Raw genomic sequence first — 18,512 nt, 5'->3', positions numbered from 1 at the left:
CAATGAACATGAAGACGACATACAAGCATATCGATGAGATGAAGCCGTGGAGCGACAAGCTTCACATGCTGGAATGCATTTCAGTCACGCCCGAAACGCCTGACGTGATGACATTCCTGTTTCGCTCGGAAGGCACCAACTGGTTTCGCTATCTGCCGGGCCAGTTTGTGACGCTGGAATTGCCGGTGGGGCCGGAGCCGTTGTTTCGCACCTACACGCTGTCATCCACTCCGTCGCGTCCCTATGCGGTGGCGGTGACTGTGAAGGCGCAGGCCACAAGCGTCGGTACACGCTGGATGTTCGATAACCTCAAGCCGGGCATGAAAATCCGGGCGCTGGGACCGCTTGGAGATTTCTCCTATGTGCGTCATCCCGGCGACAAATATCTGTTCATCTCGGCGGGTTCCGGCGTTACGCCAATGATGTCGATGGTGCGTGATATGAGCGACCGCGCACCGCAGAGCGATATTTCTTTCATCAACTGCTCGCGTTCGCCCTCCGATATCGTCTTCCGGCACGAGCTGGAATATCTCGCCCGCTTCATGCCCAACCTGTCGCTCGGTTTCATCGTCGAGAATTGCGGCCGTACCGATCTCTGGTCTGGGCTGAAGGGCATGGTGGACAAAGCCAAGATCGCGCTGCTGTCGCATGACTTCATGGATCGCACCGTTTTTTGTTGCGGGCCGGGGCCGTTTATGGCCGCGATCCAATCAATGCTGGAAGCCTCTGGCTTCGATATGGACCGCTACCATCAGGAGAGTTTTTCTCCGGCAGCGCCAGTAGTGGTTGGCGAAAGCGATTTGCCTGACGACGGCGAAGTATTGGCAAAAATCGGCTTTACACTGTCAGGCAAGGATGTGCCATGTCAGCCGGGACAAACGATCCTGATGACGGCTCGTGCCGCAGGCGTTCGTATCGGTGCTGCTTGCGAATCTGGCATATGCGGAACATGCCGCGTGCTGAAAATATCCGGCGAAGTGGAAATGAACCACAATGGCGGCATTCTCGATGAAGATATCGAGGAAGGTTACATCCTCGCCTGCTGCTCGCGACCTTTGACAGACGTGCAAGTAGAAGCCTGATTATACTTGGCTCCATTTCGCAGATTCTAACCGTTGAGGTGTCTTTNGTACGTCAAAAANGGCATGGGACGCTACAATGGAACCAATATCGAGTTTNCTCGTTAGTTGACCATCAAAGCGCGGTCTCGACGCGTAGTATCATAACGGAGGAAATCCATGTTGAATTTGCGCAAGACCAGTGTTGCGACAGCCTTTATCATGCTTTNGACGAGCTTTACGCCGTCTCAGGCATTCCAGGCCCCAGTTCCTATGGTAAAGCCTATTCAGTCAACAACGACGACAACGGATAATGTCGTGCAGGTGCAGTACGACGGGCAGCGTCGTATCTACCGCGATCGCAATTTCCGCAACCGCGACCGTGATTTCCGCCGCCCATCGTACCGTCAGGGCTATTACAATGGTCACCGCGGCTACCGTGACCGTCGCCCCGGCTATCGCCAGCACAATGGCATGTGGTTCCCGCTCGCAGCTTTTGCGACCGGTGCAATTATCGGCGGTGCAATGTCGCAGGGCCGTCCGGCTTACGGCAGCAGTCATCAGCAGGCATGTGCAAGCCGTTACCGTTCGTACCGCGCGTCTGACAACACATATCAGCCAAACAATGGTCCGCGCAGACAGTGCATTACCAACTAATCAGTGATTTCAGAAGAGCCCGGCGAGTGTCGGGCTTTNCCTGTTTTATTTATTGAGAGCCCATCAAGTGACTGTGAACGTACTGTTAATGCTGGGTTCAGCTAACAATTTATAATCTGAGTAATATATAAAANGCTCGCATTTCGTGGGTTGGAATACCGAAAGAAGAACATCGTTATTCACAATGCGCCGGCAGAGTAACCGGTCGTGGATGGAGGAAATCAGATGCAAANTTATGTAAAGACCGTTTGGGCTGCAGGCTTCTCGGCGTTGATCGCTGCGGGCTCGTTCGTGCCAGCACAGGCAATGCCGATCAATGTCGCTCCGCCTGTTGTCGACAAGGCTGATAGTGGTGTCGTGAATGTTCAGTACTGGCGTGATCGCGGTTATAGGCGAGATTACGGCGGCGGTTACTACAGAGGCCATCGTGGCTATCGCGACTACCGCCCTGGCTATCGCCACCACAATGGTTACTGGTTCCCGCTCGCAGCATTCGGTGCTGGCGCCATCATCGGCGGAGCGCTGTCTCAGCCGCGTGAAGTCTACCGTCCGGTGCCGGAATATCGTCCACGTCCGGTCTATCGTGCAGCGCCACGCGTCGGCGTGAGCCAGAGCCACGTCAACTGGTGCTTCGGTCGTTATCGCTCTTACGATGCCTATAGCAACACGTTCCAGCCTTATAATGGCCCACGTCAGACTTGCTATTCGCCTTACGGCTGATCGATTGACAGGTTGAAACGACAAACGCCGTCCGGCTCCATCCGGGCGGCGTTTTTGCGTCTAGAGAATACCGGCGCGGCGCAACACGACCCATGCAAAANGGATTGATGCGACGATGAAGCTAGCCGCATAGGTCGTACCGCTCGTGCCTTCGGTGAAGGGAAGGGCTCCGGTGTTCATTCCGAAAAAGCCCGTGACCAGCGTTGGCGGCAACAGAAACGCCGTCATCAGCGACAAAATGTAGAGGTGGCGGTTCGTCTCTGAAGACAATTTGGAATCGACTTCCTCATGCAGCAGGCGTGCGCGGTCCTGAAGTGCATAGACGTCGTGATCGACGGCTTCCAGCCGCCCCGTCAGGCGCGTTGCAACGTCTTCGAAACCGGCTGGCATATCTTCTTCATCGGCTGCGGATACCCTTCGCATCAATGTCAAAACCGTGCGCAGATGCCGATGCAGGCGCACGACGGTGCGCCGTACGGGCGCCAACCTGCGGCGCTCGTCGCGCGGGGTGCTGTCATAGACGATATCTTCGATGGCGTTGAGTTCTTCGGTGGTTTCCATCACGAGTGCAATCAGGCTTCGTTGAAACTCGGCGACCATGCCTTCGAAAACGTGAGAGGGCGTGGAAAACCGCTTGGGGTTTTTGTCGATCGCCGCCCGCAGTCTGTCCACGGAGCGCAGCGGCTGTAGCCGGGTGGTGATGATATAGCGTTCGGTGAGAGCAAAATGCAGCCAGCCAATATCACGTGTCTCTTTATCGAACTCGCGCTGGAAATCCACCAGCGTTCCATAGATCGCGCCATCATCCACGACGATGGACGGGTGGGTTTCATGCGTCGTTAGGCTAGCCTTTACACTCTCGTCAAGGCCCGGCATCGCCTCCAGAAAACCTGTGACGCGCGTGTCTGCCAGATTGAGATGCAGCCAGAAAAANCCGTCTTCAGCCTCCAGCTCGCTAAGCTTCACATCCGGGGATAGGCGGGTGCAAGGCCCGGTGGCTGGACGGAAACGATAGGCCCAGACGAGACCGGGTATGGCGGGAAANGGGATATCCATGGGCGTGATCCTGAAACGGCAATCGCGATGGGGAGCGGCGCAAGGCTCCGCTTATGCGACAGTCTATGCAGACCAGAGTTTTATGACAGTTTGATCACAGTCAGCTGATCCGGCCACGGGATTTTNCAAATTGACGTTTACGTAAAANTCAATTAGCCCCGAAGGTAATCGCATTGCAAGCTGACGCTTCGGGAGGAGGCAGGATGTATATCGCACCGGTAGACGATATTGCTTTNACGCTGAAACATGTGGCGGGTCTGAAATCCGCGCTCGACCAGGGAGCGTTTGGTGAGCTTGATGAAGACACCGTCGATGCCATTCTCCATGAAGCCGGTCGTTTNGCCACCGATGAGGTCGCACCGCTGGGCGATATCGGTGACAAACAAGGCTCCAAGATGGTGGATGGCGCGGTGCGCACACCCGATGGCTGGGCTGACCTTTATCGCCGCTGGGCCGAAGGCGGCTGGAACGGCCTGACCGCACCGGAAGAGTTCGGCGGACAGGCGCTGCCACATCTGTTGAATGTCGCAGCACTGGAAATGTGGAACTCCGGCTCCATGGCCTTTGCGCTCTGCCCGACACTGACGATGGGTGCGGTAGAAGCCATAGCCGCTCATGGCAGCGGAAACCTCAAGGCCGCCTATCTCGAAAAGCTGGTGTCCGGCGTCTGGACCGGCACGATGAACCTGACCGAACCGCAGGCTGGATCGGACCTTGCCGCGTTGAAGTCACGGGCCGAGCGCGTCGGTGATGGCAGCTACCGGATTTTCGGCCAGAAGATTTACATCACCTGGGGCGAGCACGACGCGGCCGAAAACATCATTCATCTGGTGCTGGCACGCCTGCCGGATGCGCCTGCCGGCACACGCGGCATCTCGCTGTTTCTTGTCCCGAAATTTTTGCCCGATGCGGCCGGTAATCCCGGTGAACGTAACGATCTGTTCTGCCACGCGCTTGAGCACAAGCTCGGCATCCACGGATCTCCTACCTGCACGATGATTTNCGGAGATGGCCGTTATGGTGCCGAAANGGGTGCCATCGGCTGGATTGTCGGCGAGGAAAACAAAGGCCTCGCCTGCATGTTCACGATGATGAATAATGCGCGTCTGGCCGTTGGCATGCAGGGTGTCGCGATCTGCGAAGCGGCGACGCAAANGGCAATTGCCTATGCCAAGGAGCGCACGCAGGGCAAGGCGCCGGGCGCCAAGGCGACCGGTATGAGCCCGATTATCGAGCATCCCGATATTGCCAGAACGCTTTTGACGATGAAGGCGCTGACGCAGGGGTCTCGCGCCATTTCCTTCTCTTGCGCCCATGCCATCGACATGAGCCACGCGACAAGCGATCCCGCCAAGGCTAGGTTCTGGCAGGAGCGTGCGGCCCTTTTGACTCCCATTGCCAAGTCCTTTTCCACTGATGCCGGTGTGGATGTTGCCTCGCTTGGCATTCAGGTTCACGGCGGCATGGGCTTCATCGAGGAAACCGGTGCGGCTCGCTACCTGCGCGACGCCCGTATCGCGCCGATCTACGAAGGCACGAACGGCATTCAGGCCATCGACCTCGTCACCCGCAAGCTGCCGCTCTCCGAGGGCGCGCAGGTACGCGGCTTCATTGCCGAGCTAAAAGAGCAGGCCGAGGCAGTGAGAGCGTCGAATACACCGGAGCTTGGCGAAACNGCGCGCTATCTTGACCGGAGCATCATCGATCTCGAAGAGGCAACCGAATGGCTGCTGGATGCCCTGGCAAAGGGCGAAACATCAGCAGCACTTGCCGGTGCTACGCCGTACCAGCGACTGTTTGGACTGGCGCTAACGGGTGCCTATCTCGCCAAGGGTGCTCTGGCATCTGTTGACGACGGGCAGGGGGCAAACCGCACGGCCCTATGCCGCTTTACCGCCGAAAACCTTCTAGCAGAAACCTCTGCCCTGAAGGATCGTGTGATTTCCGGCGCTGCGAGCCTTGAAGCGGCCCGCGCCGTGCTGGGTTGAGGAGTTCCCATGTCTGCCGACCATATTCTCGTTGAACGTCCGCAAGCCGCACCCGGCGTGCAGGTCATCCGATTCAACCGCCCGGATAAGAAGAACGCCATCACGGATGCGATGTACCGCACCATGATCGAGGCATTGCAAGCGGCAGATGCGGATGATGATATCCGTGTTGTCGCCTTTCTTGGCTCCAACGGCTGCTTTTCAGCGGGCAACGACATGGCCGATTTCATGGCTTTTGCCATGTCCGGTGGAAAGGGACGGTTGGCAGCGGGGGATTTCCTGCACGCACTGGTCAGCGTCGGCAAACCCATCGTCTCAGGTGTCGATGGCTTGGCCATTGGCATCGGCACGACACTCAACCTGCATTGCGACTTGACCGTCGCGTCGAGCCGCAGTCTGTTCAAGACACCCTTCGTTGATCTGGCGCTGGTGCCGGAAGCTGCCTCCAGCCTTCTCGTGCCGCGCATTATGGGCCACCAGCGTGCCTTTGCGCTTCTGGCCGCGGGCGAAGGGTTTTCTGCCGAACAGGCGCTTCAGGCCGGTCTGATCTGGAAGGTGGTTCCCGAAGCTGACGTCGAGGCGGAAACCTTGAAGATTGCTGCTTCGCTGGCAGCAAAGCCGCCACAAGCGCTGAAGATCGCCCGTGATCTGCTGCGGGGTGACGGTGCGGATGTGCGGGCGCGGATCGACGCGGAGATCGTGCATTTTGCAGCGCAGTTGCAAAGTGCCGAGGCGAGGGCGGCCTTTGAGGCGTTCATGCGCCGTTAAGCGTCGCTGAAGAAAACTGGCAGTCTTTACGGAACCGGAAGAGATGGCGGTTATTCCCTCGAATAATGTCCATCTCGTAGAAAGCCGCCGCCATGCGCAACCTCGTTTTCACAACGCTTGCCCTCATGTCTTTCGCTAGCTTCGCGGAAGCAGCAAGCTTCCAGCCGCCTCAGATGTCGCAGCCAGCGCAAAGCGATGTCATCGAGGTGCAGAATTTCAACAGCCAGGCTGGGCCGTCGAACCGAAACAACAATTCCGACCGTCGCCACCCGCGCTTCGTCTGCGTGGTAACGCCGCCGGAAAGCGCCAACCGCTCGCGTCCTTACGTCTGCCCCGTGCAGCAGGGCCGCGTCGGCGGACGCTGCCGCTGCAACGGCGTGGTTGGTAATGGCAACATTGATACGGCCTGGTAAGGCCTTACTTCTCCAAGGTCGCGACAGCTTCGACATGCGGCGACCATAAAAACTGGTCGATAGGTGTCACACTGGTAATGCGGTAGCCGCCCTCGACCAGAATGGAGAGATCACGTGCCAGTGACAGCGGATTGCAGCTGACGGCAACGATCTTCTTGACCGAGCTGCGAGCAAGCTCCTTGCACTGGGCTTCGGCACCCGCACGTGGCGGATCGAAGACTACGGCGTCGTAGTTCTTGAGGTCCTTGACGGTCAGTGCGTGGCGGAAAAGGTCGCGCTTTTCAATGGTGACGGGTTTGAGCCCCTGCGTGTTGCGGGCCGCCAGATCAAGCGCCTTCAGCGCTTTTTCTTCGGTTTCCACCGCATGCACTTTACCAAGGCGTGCAAGTCGCAGCGCAAATGTCCCGGACCCACTGAACAGGTCCGCAATGCGTTTTGATTTNCCAACATGGCCCAGCACCAGATCAGCCATGGCATCTTCGGCCTGCTTGGTGGCCTGCGCAAAACCGCCCGATGGCGGCGAGATATTGACGCCGTCAAATTCGATGACAGGTTTCTGCGGCTCGATCAGGATTTCACCTGCGAGTGAAACGCGGGCGATACCGCGCATCGACAGCACGATTTCCGTAACCGACCGTCTCTGTTTGTCACCGGCAGACTTTATGCCCTCGAAAGAAATATCAAGCCCGGACAGCGTCTCCATGACGGTGATACGAAACGGCTCGGCATTGGCGGCGAGTGGCGTAGCGATGGCGCGGATCGCATCCAGACGGGATACGATACCATCGGTCGTGACGGGACATTCCTCGATAGCCACGATGTGATGGCTGTTGGCCTGGCTGAAGCCCAGCAACAGGCCTTTTTCGGTCTTGCGGGCGGTGAAGATGACACGGCGTCTTTCGCCGGGACGACATTGCACGAGTGCGCCGACTTCCACATCCAGTCCCTTGGACTTTAGTGCTGAAACCACAAGGCTGCGCTTAAAGACGTGATAGGGCTCATCGGCAAAGTGCTGCAACGAACAACTGCCGCACGTGCCGTTCTTTCCATCCGGGCCGAAGTGACGGCAGGCTGGCGCGCGCCGCTCCGGTGCCGGGTCAGCAATCGACATGATGGTGCCCTGGTCCTTGACACGGGCAATCGCCACGGTCTCTCCGGGCAAAGCGAACGGCACGAAGACAGGACCATCGGCAGAGTGCACGATGCCGTCGCCCTGCGCCCCGAGGCTTTGTATCTTGACGGTTTGGGCGGTCATGGCTTCCGGCCTCCGAGAAGAAACTCTTCGTTTCCGTCACCGCCCGCGATCGGCGAGGGGATGAGGCCGAGGCTGATCCAGCCCATGTCTTCCACCAGCCAGCGCTCAAGCTCTGCGGCAACCGCAGGTGCAGTTTCCGGTTCCTTGAGGAGACCTGCCTTGCTGATGGCGTCCCGCCCAGCCTCGAATTGTGGCTTTACCAGCAATACGGCCAGTGCGTTTGGCTCTGCCAGTTGCAGGGCAGGTGCCAGCGCCAGCTTGAGCGAGATGAACGACACATCGGATACGATGAAGCTGATCGGGCGATTGTCGATATCGTCGCTGGTCAGAAAGCGTGCGTTGAAACCTTCGATGCTGGTGACGCGCCTGTCGTTTTCGATGCGAGGGTGAATCTGGCCATGGCCGACATCAATGGAAGTGACGTGGGACGCGCCGCGTTTCAGCAATACTTCGGTGAAGCCGCCCGTCGAGGCGCCGACGTCCAGACATTCGCGATTGCGTGGGTCAACCTGAAAATGGTCGAGCGCCGCAACCAGCTTCAAGGCTGCGCGCGAGACATAATCCTGCGCGGGATCGCTGACCTCGAAGACGACATTTCCGGGAAATGTCAGACTGGGTTTGGTGACGACCTTGCCGTTGACGCGCACGGTGCCGCGCGCAACAGCGTCGCGCGCACGGGAGCGGCTGGCGAACAGGCCGCGTGATACCAGAAGCTGGTCCAGCCGGTGATTTNCAGATGAATTAGACATGGCCGTGTCAATGACTGTCAAAAGCCCGGAAAGCAAGCGTTTTGTAAGGCTGCTCCCGTGAGTGGAGCATGAACGGTGATTTCAGCGACGTGTATCCATTATGGTCATTCCGCGCGTTTAAGCGAAAATAAACGGCTTGATGGCATGGTCTCGTAAAGCTGAGTTAAGGCTCAACATTGCCGCCATGAAGGCGGGCCTCCCCAATGCAGTAAGTGGTAGCACAGATCGTTTNACGATCGGTCACACCTGAAGCGTGTCGAAAGAGCTCTCGATGTCTTTGAAAAATCTACCCATCAACTTGAAGCTGGTTGCCACGTTCGTTGCCTTGATGGCGGTATGTCTGGTGGCGTCAGCGGTTGTTTTCCTGCAAACGATAGAAGCCAAGAAAGTTTCCGGGCAGCAGACGAACACAGCTAAGATCATTTCGAACGTCGATGACGCGAAGGCGGCGATGCTGGAGCAGGCGGTCAATCAGCGTGGCTACCTGCTGTTTCGCAGTGACAGCACGTATAATGACGTGTTTGCCCAGCGTGAGCTGATGCTGAAAAANCTGGATGAGGCTCGCGCTCTGGCCGTCGGTCAGCCGGAAATCCTGAAATCCATCGACGACATGCAGGCGACGGCAACCGTATTTTATACACAGCTCGGGCAGCCACAAATGGCGGCCCGAAAGACGACAGAAGCACCGATCTCGGAAATCATCGAAATTGGTCGCAATCAGGCCAAGGGTCAGTTGGACAGCTTTCGTTCTGCCGCTGCAAAGATCAAGGAACAGTTGACTGCGGCTTCAACTGTCCAGGTTGCTATTCAGGAAAACGCTCACCGTAATCTTGAACTGGCACTTCTGGGCGGCGGCGCTGCCGCTGGACTTGTCGCTGTACTGCTCATCTGGGCTTTGTCGCGCGCCATCGTGGCACCGATCGTCGGGATGACGGATGCGATGGGCCGCCTTGCCGGTGGCGATACGACTGTGGACGTTCCTGCGCTCGACCGTGGCGATGAAGTCGGCAAGATGGCCAAGGCCGTTCTGGTCTTCAAGGAAGCCAGTATCGAAAAATCCCGCCTTGCAGATGAAAGCGACCGCATGCGTTCTTCGACCGAAGCCGACCGCCGCCGCAACGAAACGGAAAAGGCACGGGCTGACGCCGAGCAGACTTTTGCCAGTGAAGAACTGGCGAAAGGCCTTCAGTCTCTCGCCGATGGCAATCTGGTCTACCGCATCGAGACGCCGTTTGCAGAATCCATGGAGCCTTTGCGCATCAACTTCAACACCTCGCTGGACAAGCTTCAGGAGGCTCTTCGAAACGTGGGTGAAAATGCATCTGCCATCAATGCTGGTGCTTCCGAAATGCTGTCATCCGCCGACGATCTCTCCCGCCGCACCGAACAGCAGGCGGCATCCATCGAAGAGACGGCCGCTGCGCTGGAGCAGGTCACGACGACTGTCCGAGACAGTGCAAAGGGCGCTGAAGAGGCGAGCGCTCTGGTTCAGCGCGCTCGCTCTGGCGCGGAAAACTCTGGCATCGTCGTTCGCAAGGCTGTGGCAGCCATGCAGGAAATCGAAAAGTCGTCCGGTGAGATTACCAATATCATCGGCGTTATCGATGACATCGCGTTCCAGACGAACCTTCTGGCGCTGAATGCCGGCGTTGAAGCGGCACGCGCCGGTGAAGCGGGCAAGGGCTTTGCAGTTGTGGCACAGGAAGTGCGTGAACTGGCACAGCGCTCTGCCAATGCTGCCAAGGAAATCAAGGCGTTGATCAGCGCATCCAGCACGCAGGTCGAAAACGGTGTGAACCTCGTGGGTGAAACCGGCAAAGCCTTGCAGGCGATTATTACCGAAGTCGAGGAAATCAACTCGCACGTCGCAACCATCGTCACAGCTGCCCGCGAACAGGCAACCGGCCTGCAGGAAATCAACACGGCGGTCAACACCATGGACCAAGGCACGCAGCAAAATGCCGCCATGGTGGAAGAACAGACTGCCGCCAGCCACGCCTTGGCACGGGAAGCCGAAAGCCTGAACGAACTCATCGGTCAGTTCAATCTCGGCAATGGTTCGCGCCCAGCCGCAGCATTCAGACCCGCACCGCATAGCGTACCGCGGTCTGCGTCCGTACCGGCACCAAAGCCAAACTACTCTGCTGCACCGCGTCCGGCCGCAAAGATTGCGCAGCCCACTGCGCGTCCAGTTTCGTCACCCGCGCGTGCACTTGGACAGAGCCTGGCAAAAGCCTTTTCGCCAAAAACCGAGGCCGCTGCCAAGCCGGTTGCTCAGGATTGGGAAGAGTTCTGAGACCAGTTACAGTCTGACAGACAAAACCCGCCGGGATCGCTCCGGCGGGTTTTTNGTTGTCTTGCAAGAAGCCAGAGACTTCATAAAAAGACAATTAACCGGCCACGCCAAGCCCAGCCTGCGTCTGACCCAGCGCATTGAAAACGGTGGAGACGATGCCTGCCCGGTCCAGCCCGGCGTTGGCATACATGATCTCAGGCTTGGCCTGCTCGACCCACTGGTCGGGAAGCGTAAGCGTGCGGACCTTCAGACCGGTATCGAGAAGACCGGCACTGGCCATGAAGTGCAGCACATGCGCGCCAAAACCGCCCGCCGAGCCCTCTTCAATAGTAACGAGCACCTCGTGGTGGCTGGCAAGCTGGCGAATGAGGTCGAGGTCCAGCGGCTTGGCAAANCGCGCATCGGCAACGGTCGTGGAAAGTCCAGCCGCGTCCAGATCTTCCGCAGCAGCCAAGCATTCCGCAAGGCGCGTGCCAAAGGACAGCAGTGCGATTTTTGTGCCCTCCTTGACGATGCGACCCTTGCCGATTTCCAGAATTTCGCCGCGCACAGGCATTTCGATGCCGACACCTTCACCGCGTGGGTAACGAAAGGAAATGGGACCTTCGTCATAGGTGGCTGCCGTGCGCACCATATGTTTCAGCTCCGCTTCGTCCGATGCGGCCATCACCACCATGCCCGGCAATGTGGCAAGGAAGGTCGTGTCGAAGGAGCCGGAATGGGTGGGTCCATCAGCGCCGACGAAACCGGCGCGATCTATCGGGAAGCGGACAGGCAGGCTCTGAATGGCAACATCATGCACCAGCTGGTCGTAACCGCGTTGCAGAAAGGTGGAATAGAGCGCGCAGAACGGCTTGTAGCCGTCGGCAGCAAGGCCCGCCGCGAAGGTCACCGCATGCTGTTCGGCAATTCCAACATCGAAGCTGCGTGTGGGGAAAAGCTCTGCCAGCTTGTCCAGTCCCGTGCCGTTGGGCATGGCGGCGCTGACGCCGACAATCTTGTCGTCAAGCGTCGCTTCCTGGATCAGCGCTTCGGCAAAGACGCTGGTATAGCTCGGTGCATTCGGCTTGGCTTTCGCCTGCGCGCCGGTGATCACATCGAATTTGTTGACGCCATGATATTTGTCGGCAGCGGCTTCGGCTGGCGCATAACCCTTGCCCTTCTGCGTCACGACATGGATCAGCACCGGGCCTTTCTGGTTGTCGCGCACATTGCGCAGCACGGGCAAAAGATGCTCGAACGAATGACCGTCTATGGGGCCAATATGATAAAAGCCAAGCTCCTCGAACAGCGTGCCACCGGTGACATAGCCACGTGCATGGGTCACGGCGCGAGTAATGGCACGATCGATGGTCTTGCCGAGATAGGCCGTCAGCTTCTTGCCGAAATCGCGGAAGCCCATATAGGTGCGACCGGATGCCAGACGCGCGAGATAGGCGCTCATGGCACCCGTCGGCGGCGCAATCGACATGTCGTTATCGTTGAGGATGACGATCAGGCGCGCATCCAGCGCACCGGCATTGTTCAACGCCTCGAACGCCATGCCAGCCGACATGGAGCCGTCGCCGATGACGGAAATCACCTTGCGGTCGCTGCCATCCAGTTCGGCGGCCACGGCCATGCCCAGACCGGCGGAAATGGAGGTGGAGGAGTGACCAGCACCGAAATCGTCATATTCGCTTTCCGCGCGGCGGGTGAAGCCGGAAAGGCCACCCTCTTGGCGTAAAGTGCGGATGCGATCGCGACGACCGGTGAGGATCTTGTGCGGATAGCACTGATGACCGACATCGAAAATTAGCCGATCCTCGGGTGTGTTGAACACCTTATGAATTGCAATCGTCAGTTCCACCACGCCGAGGCCTGCACCCAGATGCCCGCCGGTCGTTGACACGGCGTCGATCATCTCATCGCGCAATTCCCTTGCCAGCTGCGGCAGGTCGCGATCCTCGATCGACTTGAGATCGGATGGGAATTTCACCCGGTCAAGCAATGGTGTCTCTGGCATTCCGGTCAATCGTTCGGCCTTCGTATTTTGATGTTCGATCCGCGCCTCCAGATGGTGTGCACGCTGGACTTCGACAAGACTGAATTCGTTTTAACGAATTTCAACCCTGCGGCAAAGGGACAAACTCCTCTTCATCCCCCGGGACGATGTCGAAGCGTCCGGTTCTCCACTCTTCCTTGGCTTTTTCTATGCGTTCTTTTGATGACGACACGAAATTCCACCAGATATACCGCTTGGAATTGAGTGCCGCGCCGCCAAAAATCATGATGTGGCAGCCAGCTATGCCGCCTTTCAGGGTTATATCGTCACCAGCGCGAAACACGATCAGTTGATCAGCCGCAAACACATCGCCGGCCACTTCAAGGCAACCCGAGAGAATATAGATTGCCCGTTCCTCATGATCGGCGGCGAACGGAAATTTGACGCCCGCACCGAGCGTCAGGTCGACATAGAGTGTATCGGTAAGAGTCTTGACCGGAGACGATATCCCCGCAAATGAGCCTATGACGACACGGCCCGATGCACCTGTCTTATCGATGACAGGCATGGCATCCCGCCCGGTATGTGAAAANTCCGGCGCGATCTCTTCCTTGTTATCGGGCAAGGCAAGCCATGTTTGCAGGCCCGACATGGAAAGCGGATGACCGCGCAGGTTTTCCGGCGTTCGTTCCGAATGGACGATGCCGCGCCCCGCTGTCATCAGGTTGATATCGCCNGGCCGGATGGTAAGTTCGGTGCCGAGGCTGTCGCGGTGCTTGATTTCGCCATCGAACAGATAAGTGACTGTAGACAGCCCGATATGTGGATGCGGTTTCACATCCAGTGCTTCCCCGGCCTTGAGAATGGCAGGGCCCATGCGGTCGAAAAAANTGAACGGACCGACAAGTCGCCGGTCTCGTGTGGGCAATGCTCGTCTTACCGCAAAACCGCCAATATCGCTCGAACGCGGGATGATAAGGTTCTCGATGGCATCACAGGCGAAGGCATCGCCTACGGCGGGATCATTTCCGGGAAAAANCGACATGGTAATCTCCTGCGATGAGCCCGCATATTACCATGATCCGCAGCGTTCGTGAGGAAGCAATAATAAACGGTTTGTTCTAGTGCCGCAGCCACATGGAAGGGCAGGGGCCAGCGAGCTTACTCGCCGTCCAGTGGCTCCACGCCCACCGGCTTGCCCGCACGGTCCAGACGAATTTTCTCGATGCGCTTTNCAGCAGCCGTCAGCAGGGTTTCGCAATGTTTTTNCAGGGCTTCGCCGCGCTCGTAAATGGCGATGGATTCGTCCAGCGCTACGTCGCCGCGCTCCAGACGGGCGACAATGCTTTCCAGCTCGGCGACAGCCTTTTCGAAAGAATAACCGCTGACATCGGCTGTGTTGGCATTTTCCGTCATGTTCAACCCTTCATCATTCTCAAANTATGCATGGCTGCCGATTCCGCCAACCCTTCCAGATCATAGCCACCTTCAAGCAGGCTGACGACCCGGTTCGCGGCGAATTTGTCGGCCATCTCCAGAATTCGCCCCGTTGCCCAATCGAAATCATCGCCCACCAGATTGATCTGCGCCAGTGGATCGCGGTGGTGCGCATCAAAGCCTGCGGAGATAATAATGATATCCGGGGAAAAATCTGACAGCGCAGGCAGCACGCGCGATTTGAACGCTTCGCGAAAGTGGTCGCTACCGGTATTGGGCGAAAGCGGCGCGTTGACAACATTGTTTTTGATGCCGGTCTCTTTTTNATCACCACTCCACGGGTAAAGCGGCATTTGGTGGGTGGAGCAGAACAGAACAGATGTGTCGTTCCAGAAAATATCCTGCGTACCATTGCCGTGGTGGACATCCCAATCAACGATGGCGACACGTTCTGCGCCATGCACCTTCTGCGCATGGCGTGCGGCGATGGCGGCATTGTTGAACAGGCAGAAACCCATGGCCTTCTCGGTCTCTGCATGATGGCCGGGCGGGCGGCTGGCGACGAAGACGTTATCGGCCGCACCGGAAAACACGTCATCCACCGCCGCCATGGCAGCGCCGATGCCGGTCAGCGCCGCTTGCAGGCTTTTGGGTGAGGCATAGGTGTCGGCTTCGATGCGGTTGATCTCGCCGTCGTCCTCGGGAATTTGCCGCATGATCGAAATCAGATGACTCTCCGGGTGCGCCAGCAACACAGCATCTTCATTTGCCTGCGGTGCTTCTTTCCGCTCCAGCCGCTCGAAATTCGGATGCTCCAGCGCGATGTTGAGCGAGCGCAACCGGTCCGGTCGCTCCGGGTGCCCTGCAGGCGTTATGTGTTCCAGGAATATCGGGTGCTCGTAAAGCCGTGTGGCCATGGCGGTGACTCCTGAACTTGGGCAGTTGGCAGCGTTATGCGCGTTGCGGCAAAAGTGGATATCCGGCTATGACAGCGCGGCCAGCCAATGCTGCAAGAACGGCCTTGACGACGTCACCTGGAATGAAGGCCATGGAGCCAAGGAAGGCCTTGTTGAAACCGATACCCGCTGCAAAACCGAGATAGGTGATGCCGAATGCGTAAAGGACGATTACGCCACCGGCAACACTGGCCAGAAAGAAGCTGCCGACTTGTACGAGGCTGGATTGATCTCTGTTGACCAGACGCTCAGACAGATATCCGGTGGTGAAGGCCGCAGCGATCCAGCCGATCAGAAAGCCGGTCGTCGGAGTGTAAAAAATGGAAAGGCCACCGCGACCGCCCGACAGCACCGGCAGGCCGATAGCGGCGATAAGGATGGTGAGCAGCACTGCCAGCGTGCCACGCTTTGCGCCCAGCACCACACCGGCCAACATTACGCCGAGCGATTGGGCTGTGATCGGCACGGGAATGAAACCTAGTGGTATTGGTGGCAACAGGCCAAGCGCGATGATGATGGCTGAAAACAGCGAAATCAGAACGAGGTCACGGGTCTTCATGCAATGGTTTCCCTCTAAATATCCGGAGACGAGGTTTGGCCTCTGAAGCCGCGCGCGTCAATGGCGTCGGCAATGGCATCAGCATCCTTCAACGTCATAATGATGAGCGGCACCAGAATAGTATATGGCCGTACCCTCATCCCGCGAGCGCGATGCGCATCCTGCAACGTCTCGAAACGATTGATGACCTCTGGCACAAAACGAACGACGAGGCCAACCGCGAGGCCAACATCGGCAGCATTTGCGAGCCCCATTTTTNCCAGGGGGCGAAGCGCAAATGCGATCTCATCCATGAACTGCGAAATGCTGACGCTTGCCGTTATAGCCGTTGCTAGCAGCGTTAGCGCCGTCAACCGAAACAGGGCAATCGTCGCATCCAGCGCCGAGATCAGCAGGAAACTGAAAACGGCGATGATGGCGATGGTCAGCAAANCAGGACGCAGGCGCGCCACAGCTTCGCCAAAGCCCAGATGCGCTTGCCACAGTACAAGCCCCGCCAAGGCAACGGCTGCTGACAGGATGAGCGGATCGCGGGTGAGGAATAGAGCGATGCTGAAGAGCGCAAGGCCCGCAAGTTTGATGCGCGGCGAAAGCCGATAGAGCCTGCCTGTTCCTTCGACGTGAAGGCTTTTCATGTCAGCGCCAATTCGCGGTAAAGACGAATGGCGTCAGTGGGCGATGCATCGGCGTGAAGCCTGTTGCCATGGAACAGAAGCACGCGGTCAAAACTCTCCAGCAGCGGCAGATCGTGGGTAATGACGATCAAATCCTCCTCTAGGGCGGCCATGGTTCGCTCCACCAAAGCGCGGTTCTTCAGGTCCAACTGGTTGGTCGGCTCGTCCATAATGAGGATTTTCGGGCTGGTGATAGCCAGCGCGGCCAAGGCCGATAGCTGCAGTTCCCCACCGGAAAGCTCATGTGCGCGGCGCTTTGCCAGATGTTTGATATCGAAACGCAGCAAGGTGGCGTCTACCGCCGCATCGATGGCCGACGTGTTCAGCCCCTTGTTTTTCAGGCCAAAGGCGATGTCATCGCGAATGATAGGCAAGATGATCTGGTTCTGCGGGTTCTGGAAAATGAAGCCGACATCCTTGAGAACGGCTGGCCCGTCCTTGATCGTATCCAGCCCATTGACAGTTACATGGCCGCTGGTGGGCTTGGTCAGGCCGTTGATCATCCGCGCAAATGTAGTTTTGCCTGAACCGTTGAGGCCGATGATGCCGATGCGACTTTCGGTCAGCACAAGCGACAGCGGTTCGACAGCCGCTCTGCCTTCAAACGCCACGCCTGCCTCGTGAAAACGAATATCCAACTGCCGGTCCCCAAAATGCGCTTACCGTTCTATAAACGCAGGGNAGGGTAAACGAAATAAGGAACAAAAAANGAACATTGATTTTTCAGTCCCGCAACCCTAGGCTTTNGCCATGGCGATTCTGATTTCCAACGAAGCAGCACGACGTATTTTTCTGGCGCGACAGGGGCTTTCCGCATCGCCCAGTTGTGCCATGAGCAAAGCCGATCTGCTGAACTTGATCACGAACCTCGGCTTCGTGCAGTTGGACAGCATTGCAACGGTGGAGCGGGCGCACCACCAGATCATCTTTTCCCGCAACCAGACCTACAAACGTCAGCATCTTACAGACCTGTTGGAGAAGGATAGGGCGCTGTTCGAACACTGGACGCATGATGCCTCTATCCTGCCTTCGGCCTTCTACCCCTACTGGAAACATCGCTTCCGCCGTCGGGAGCCAGTTATTCTGGAACGCTGGCGCAGGTGGCAAGGGGAGGGNTTCGATGCGGCCTTCGAGGAAACCTATCGCCGCATTGCTGAAANTGGTCCTGTCATGTCACGGGATATGAAAGCCGAGGGCCATCAATCCGGTGGCTGGTGGAACTGGCACCCGTCCAAGACCGCGCTCGAATATCTCTGGCATACCGGTAAACTGGCCGTGGCTGGCCGGGTGAATTTTCAGAAGGTCTACGATCTCGCAGAACGCGTCATTCCGGCTGAACATCACGATAAAGAGGTCCACCATGACGAGTTCGTGGACTGGGCCTGCCGCCAAGCGCTGGCGCGGCTGGGCTTTGCGACATCAGGAGAAATCTCAGCCTTCTTCGATATCATCTCGCCGCAGGAAGCGAGGCAATGGATCGCAACCCATCGTGAAGAATTGTGCGAGGTTTCTCTGGCGTCCTCAGATGGCGGCAAAGACCGCATATCCTATGCTTTCGAAGGATTTGCCGTTGATGCCGAAGCAGAGATCGCGCCGCCCAACCGCATCCGCGTCCTCAGCCCGTTCGATCCGCTGCTGCGCAACCGCGCCCGAACCGAGCGGCTGTTCGGTTTCTACTACCGCATAGAAGTCTTCGTGCCGGAGCCGAAACGGCAATACGGCTATTACGTCTTCCCGCTTCTCGAAGGGGACAGGTTGATCGGTCGGATGGATATGAAAGCGGAGCGCAAAGGCGGAACGCTGGATGTAAGGCGCCTCTGGCTCGAAAAAGGTGTGCGTCCGTCTTCAGGTCGTCTTGCCAAGCTGGACGCGGAGCTGAACCGGCTGGCTAAGTTTACGGGTGTGGAGAGCGTGCGGTATCTGGATGGCTGGTTGGAGTGAT

18 protein-coding genes are annotated in these 18,512 nt (G+C 57.8%); 8 read left to right on the top strand and 10 right to left on the bottom strand.

Going from position 1 to position 18,512, the window contains the following annotated elements:
* Positions 1-8 precede the first annotated feature (8 nt).
* The 3 genes from CUC55_RS03765 to CUC55_RS03755 all read left to right on the top strand — a co-directional run bounded on the left by CUC55_RS03765 (position 9) and on the right by CUC55_RS03755 (position 2,435).
* Positions 9-1,082: an FAD-binding oxidoreductase gene (locus tag CUC55_RS03765; RefSeq protein ID WP_173645946.1), complete on the top strand. Its 1,074-nt coding sequence runs from the start codon at positions 9-11 to the stop codon at positions 1,080-1,082.
* A 156-nt stretch (positions 1,083-1,238) separates the two neighbouring features.
* Complete coding sequence (locus CUC55_RS03760) at positions 1,239-1,715, top strand: BA14K family protein (RefSeq protein WP_103087002.1); 477 nt, start codon at positions 1,239-1,241, stop codon at positions 1,713-1,715.
* A 225-nt stretch (positions 1,716-1,940) separates the two neighbouring features.
* Positions 1,941-2,435, top strand: a complete 495-nt coding sequence (locus CUC55_RS03755) for a BA14K family protein (RefSeq protein WP_103087001.1) — start codon at positions 1,941-1,943, stop codon at positions 2,433-2,435.
* Positions 2,436-2,495: 60 nt separating this feature from the next.
* On the opposite strand, the gene CUC55_RS03750 is transcribed toward CUC55_RS03755, so the two are convergent.
* A complete protein-coding gene (locus CUC55_RS03750; protein WP_103087000.1) occupies positions 2,496-3,491 on the bottom strand; it encodes a transporter in 996 nt (331 codons plus the stop codon).
* 203 nt (positions 3,492-3,694) lie between these two features.
* Here CUC55_RS03750 and CUC55_RS03745 point away from each other — a divergent pair, with 203 nt between their 5' ends.
* The 3 genes from CUC55_RS03745 to CUC55_RS03735 all read left to right on the top strand — a co-directional run bounded on the left by CUC55_RS03745 (position 3,695) and on the right by CUC55_RS03735 (position 6,660).
* Positions 3,695-5,479, top strand: a complete 1,785-nt coding sequence (locus tag CUC55_RS03745; protein ID WP_103086999.1) for an acyl-CoA dehydrogenase family protein — start codon at positions 3,695-3,697, stop codon at positions 5,477-5,479.
* Positions 5,480-5,488: 9 nt separating this feature from the next.
* Positions 5,489-6,247 carry a crotonase/enoyl-CoA hydratase family protein gene (locus CUC55_RS03740; RefSeq protein ID WP_067651466.1) on the top strand — a complete coding sequence of 253 codons (759 nt, stop codon included), beginning with the start codon at positions 5,489-5,491 and terminating at the stop codon, positions 6,245-6,247.
* A 92-nt stretch (positions 6,248-6,339) separates the two neighbouring features.
* The gene (locus CUC55_RS03735) at positions 6,340-6,660 is read left to right on the top strand and encodes a hypothetical protein (RefSeq protein ID WP_067651472.1); all 321 of its coding nucleotides are present in this window, start codon (positions 6,340-6,342) and stop codon (positions 6,658-6,660) included.
* Between the two features lie 4 nt (positions 6,661-6,664).
* Here CUC55_RS03735 and CUC55_RS03730 read toward each other — a convergent pair whose 3' ends face one another.
* Both CUC55_RS03730 and CUC55_RS03725 read right to left on the bottom strand, forming a co-directional pair.
* Positions 6,665-7,915 (bottom strand): class I SAM-dependent RNA methyltransferase, encoded by a 1,251-nt coding sequence (locus CUC55_RS03730; protein WP_067651474.1) that lies wholly within the window; start codon positions 7,913-7,915, stop codon positions 6,665-6,667.
* The gene (locus CUC55_RS03725) at positions 7,912-8,664 is read right to left on the bottom strand and encodes a TlyA family RNA methyltransferase (RefSeq protein WP_103087033.1); all 753 of its coding nucleotides are present in this window, start codon (positions 8,662-8,664) and stop codon (positions 7,912-7,914) included. Before CUC55_RS03725 ends, CUC55_RS03730 begins: the two co-directional genes overlap by 4 nt.
* Before the next feature lie 271 nt (positions 8,665-8,935).
* Between CUC55_RS03725 and CUC55_RS03720 the strand changes: the two genes are divergently transcribed.
* Entirely contained in the window at positions 8,936-10,960 is a 2,025-nt protein-coding gene (locus CUC55_RS03720) for a methyl-accepting chemotaxis protein (protein ID WP_103086998.1), read from the top strand.
* A gap of 94 nt (positions 10,961-11,054) precedes the next feature.
* On the opposite strand, the gene dxs is transcribed toward CUC55_RS03720, so the two are convergent.
* The 7 genes from dxs to CUC55_RS03685 all read right to left on the bottom strand — a co-directional run bounded on the left by dxs (position 11,055) and on the right by CUC55_RS03685 (position 17,208).
* Entirely contained in the window at positions 11,055-12,974 is a 1,920-nt protein-coding gene (gene dxs, locus CUC55_RS03715) for a 1-deoxy-D-xylulose-5-phosphate synthase (protein WP_067651480.1), read from the bottom strand.
* Positions 12,975-13,065: 91 nt separating this feature from the next.
* On the bottom strand, positions 13,066-13,989 hold the full coding sequence (locus tag CUC55_RS03710) for a pirin family protein (RefSeq protein WP_103086997.1): 924 nt from the start codon (positions 13,987-13,989) through the stop codon (positions 13,066-13,068).
* Positions 13,990-14,105: 116 nt separating this feature from the next.
* On the bottom strand, positions 14,106-14,360 hold the full coding sequence (locus CUC55_RS03705; protein WP_103086996.1) for an exodeoxyribonuclease VII small subunit: 255 nt from the start codon (positions 14,358-14,360) through the stop codon (positions 14,106-14,108).
* Between the two features lie 2 nt (positions 14,361-14,362).
* Positions 14,363-15,298, bottom strand: coding sequence for a histone deacetylase family protein (locus tag CUC55_RS03700; protein WP_103086995.1), 936 nt, complete (start codon positions 15,296-15,298; stop codon positions 14,363-14,365).
* A 34-nt stretch (positions 15,299-15,332) separates the two neighbouring features.
* A complete protein-coding gene (locus CUC55_RS03695) occupies positions 15,333-15,896 on the bottom strand; it encodes a biotin transporter BioY (protein ID WP_067651488.1) in 564 nt (187 codons plus the stop codon).
* A 14-nt stretch (positions 15,897-15,910) separates the two neighbouring features.
* A complete protein-coding gene (locus CUC55_RS03690) occupies positions 15,911-16,531 on the bottom strand; it encodes a CbiQ family ECF transporter T component (protein WP_103086994.1) in 621 nt (206 codons plus the stop codon).
* Complete coding sequence (locus CUC55_RS03685) at positions 16,528-17,208, bottom strand: energy-coupling factor ABC transporter ATP-binding protein (RefSeq protein WP_067651493.1); 681 nt, start codon at positions 17,206-17,208, stop codon at positions 16,528-16,530. The genes CUC55_RS03690 and CUC55_RS03685 overlap by 4 nt, the downstream gene beginning before the upstream one ends.
* Positions 17,209-17,320: 112 nt before the next feature.
* Here CUC55_RS03685 and CUC55_RS03680 point away from each other — a divergent pair, with 112 nt between their 5' ends.
* Positions 17,321-18,511, top strand: a complete 1,191-nt coding sequence (locus CUC55_RS03680) for a winged helix-turn-helix domain-containing protein (RefSeq protein ID WP_103086993.1) — start codon at positions 17,321-17,323, stop codon at positions 18,509-18,511.
* Position 18,512 lies beyond the last annotated feature (1 nt).

The sequence above is a fragment of the Agrobacterium bohemicum genome (genome assembly GCF_002896715.1).
GTDB classification, from domain to species: domain Bacteria; phylum Pseudomonadota; class Alphaproteobacteria; order Rhizobiales; family Rhizobiaceae; genus Agrobacterium; species Agrobacterium bohemicum.
Note: the sequence above shows the minus strand (reverse complement) of the source record. Positions and strands in the feature narration are given on the sequence as shown.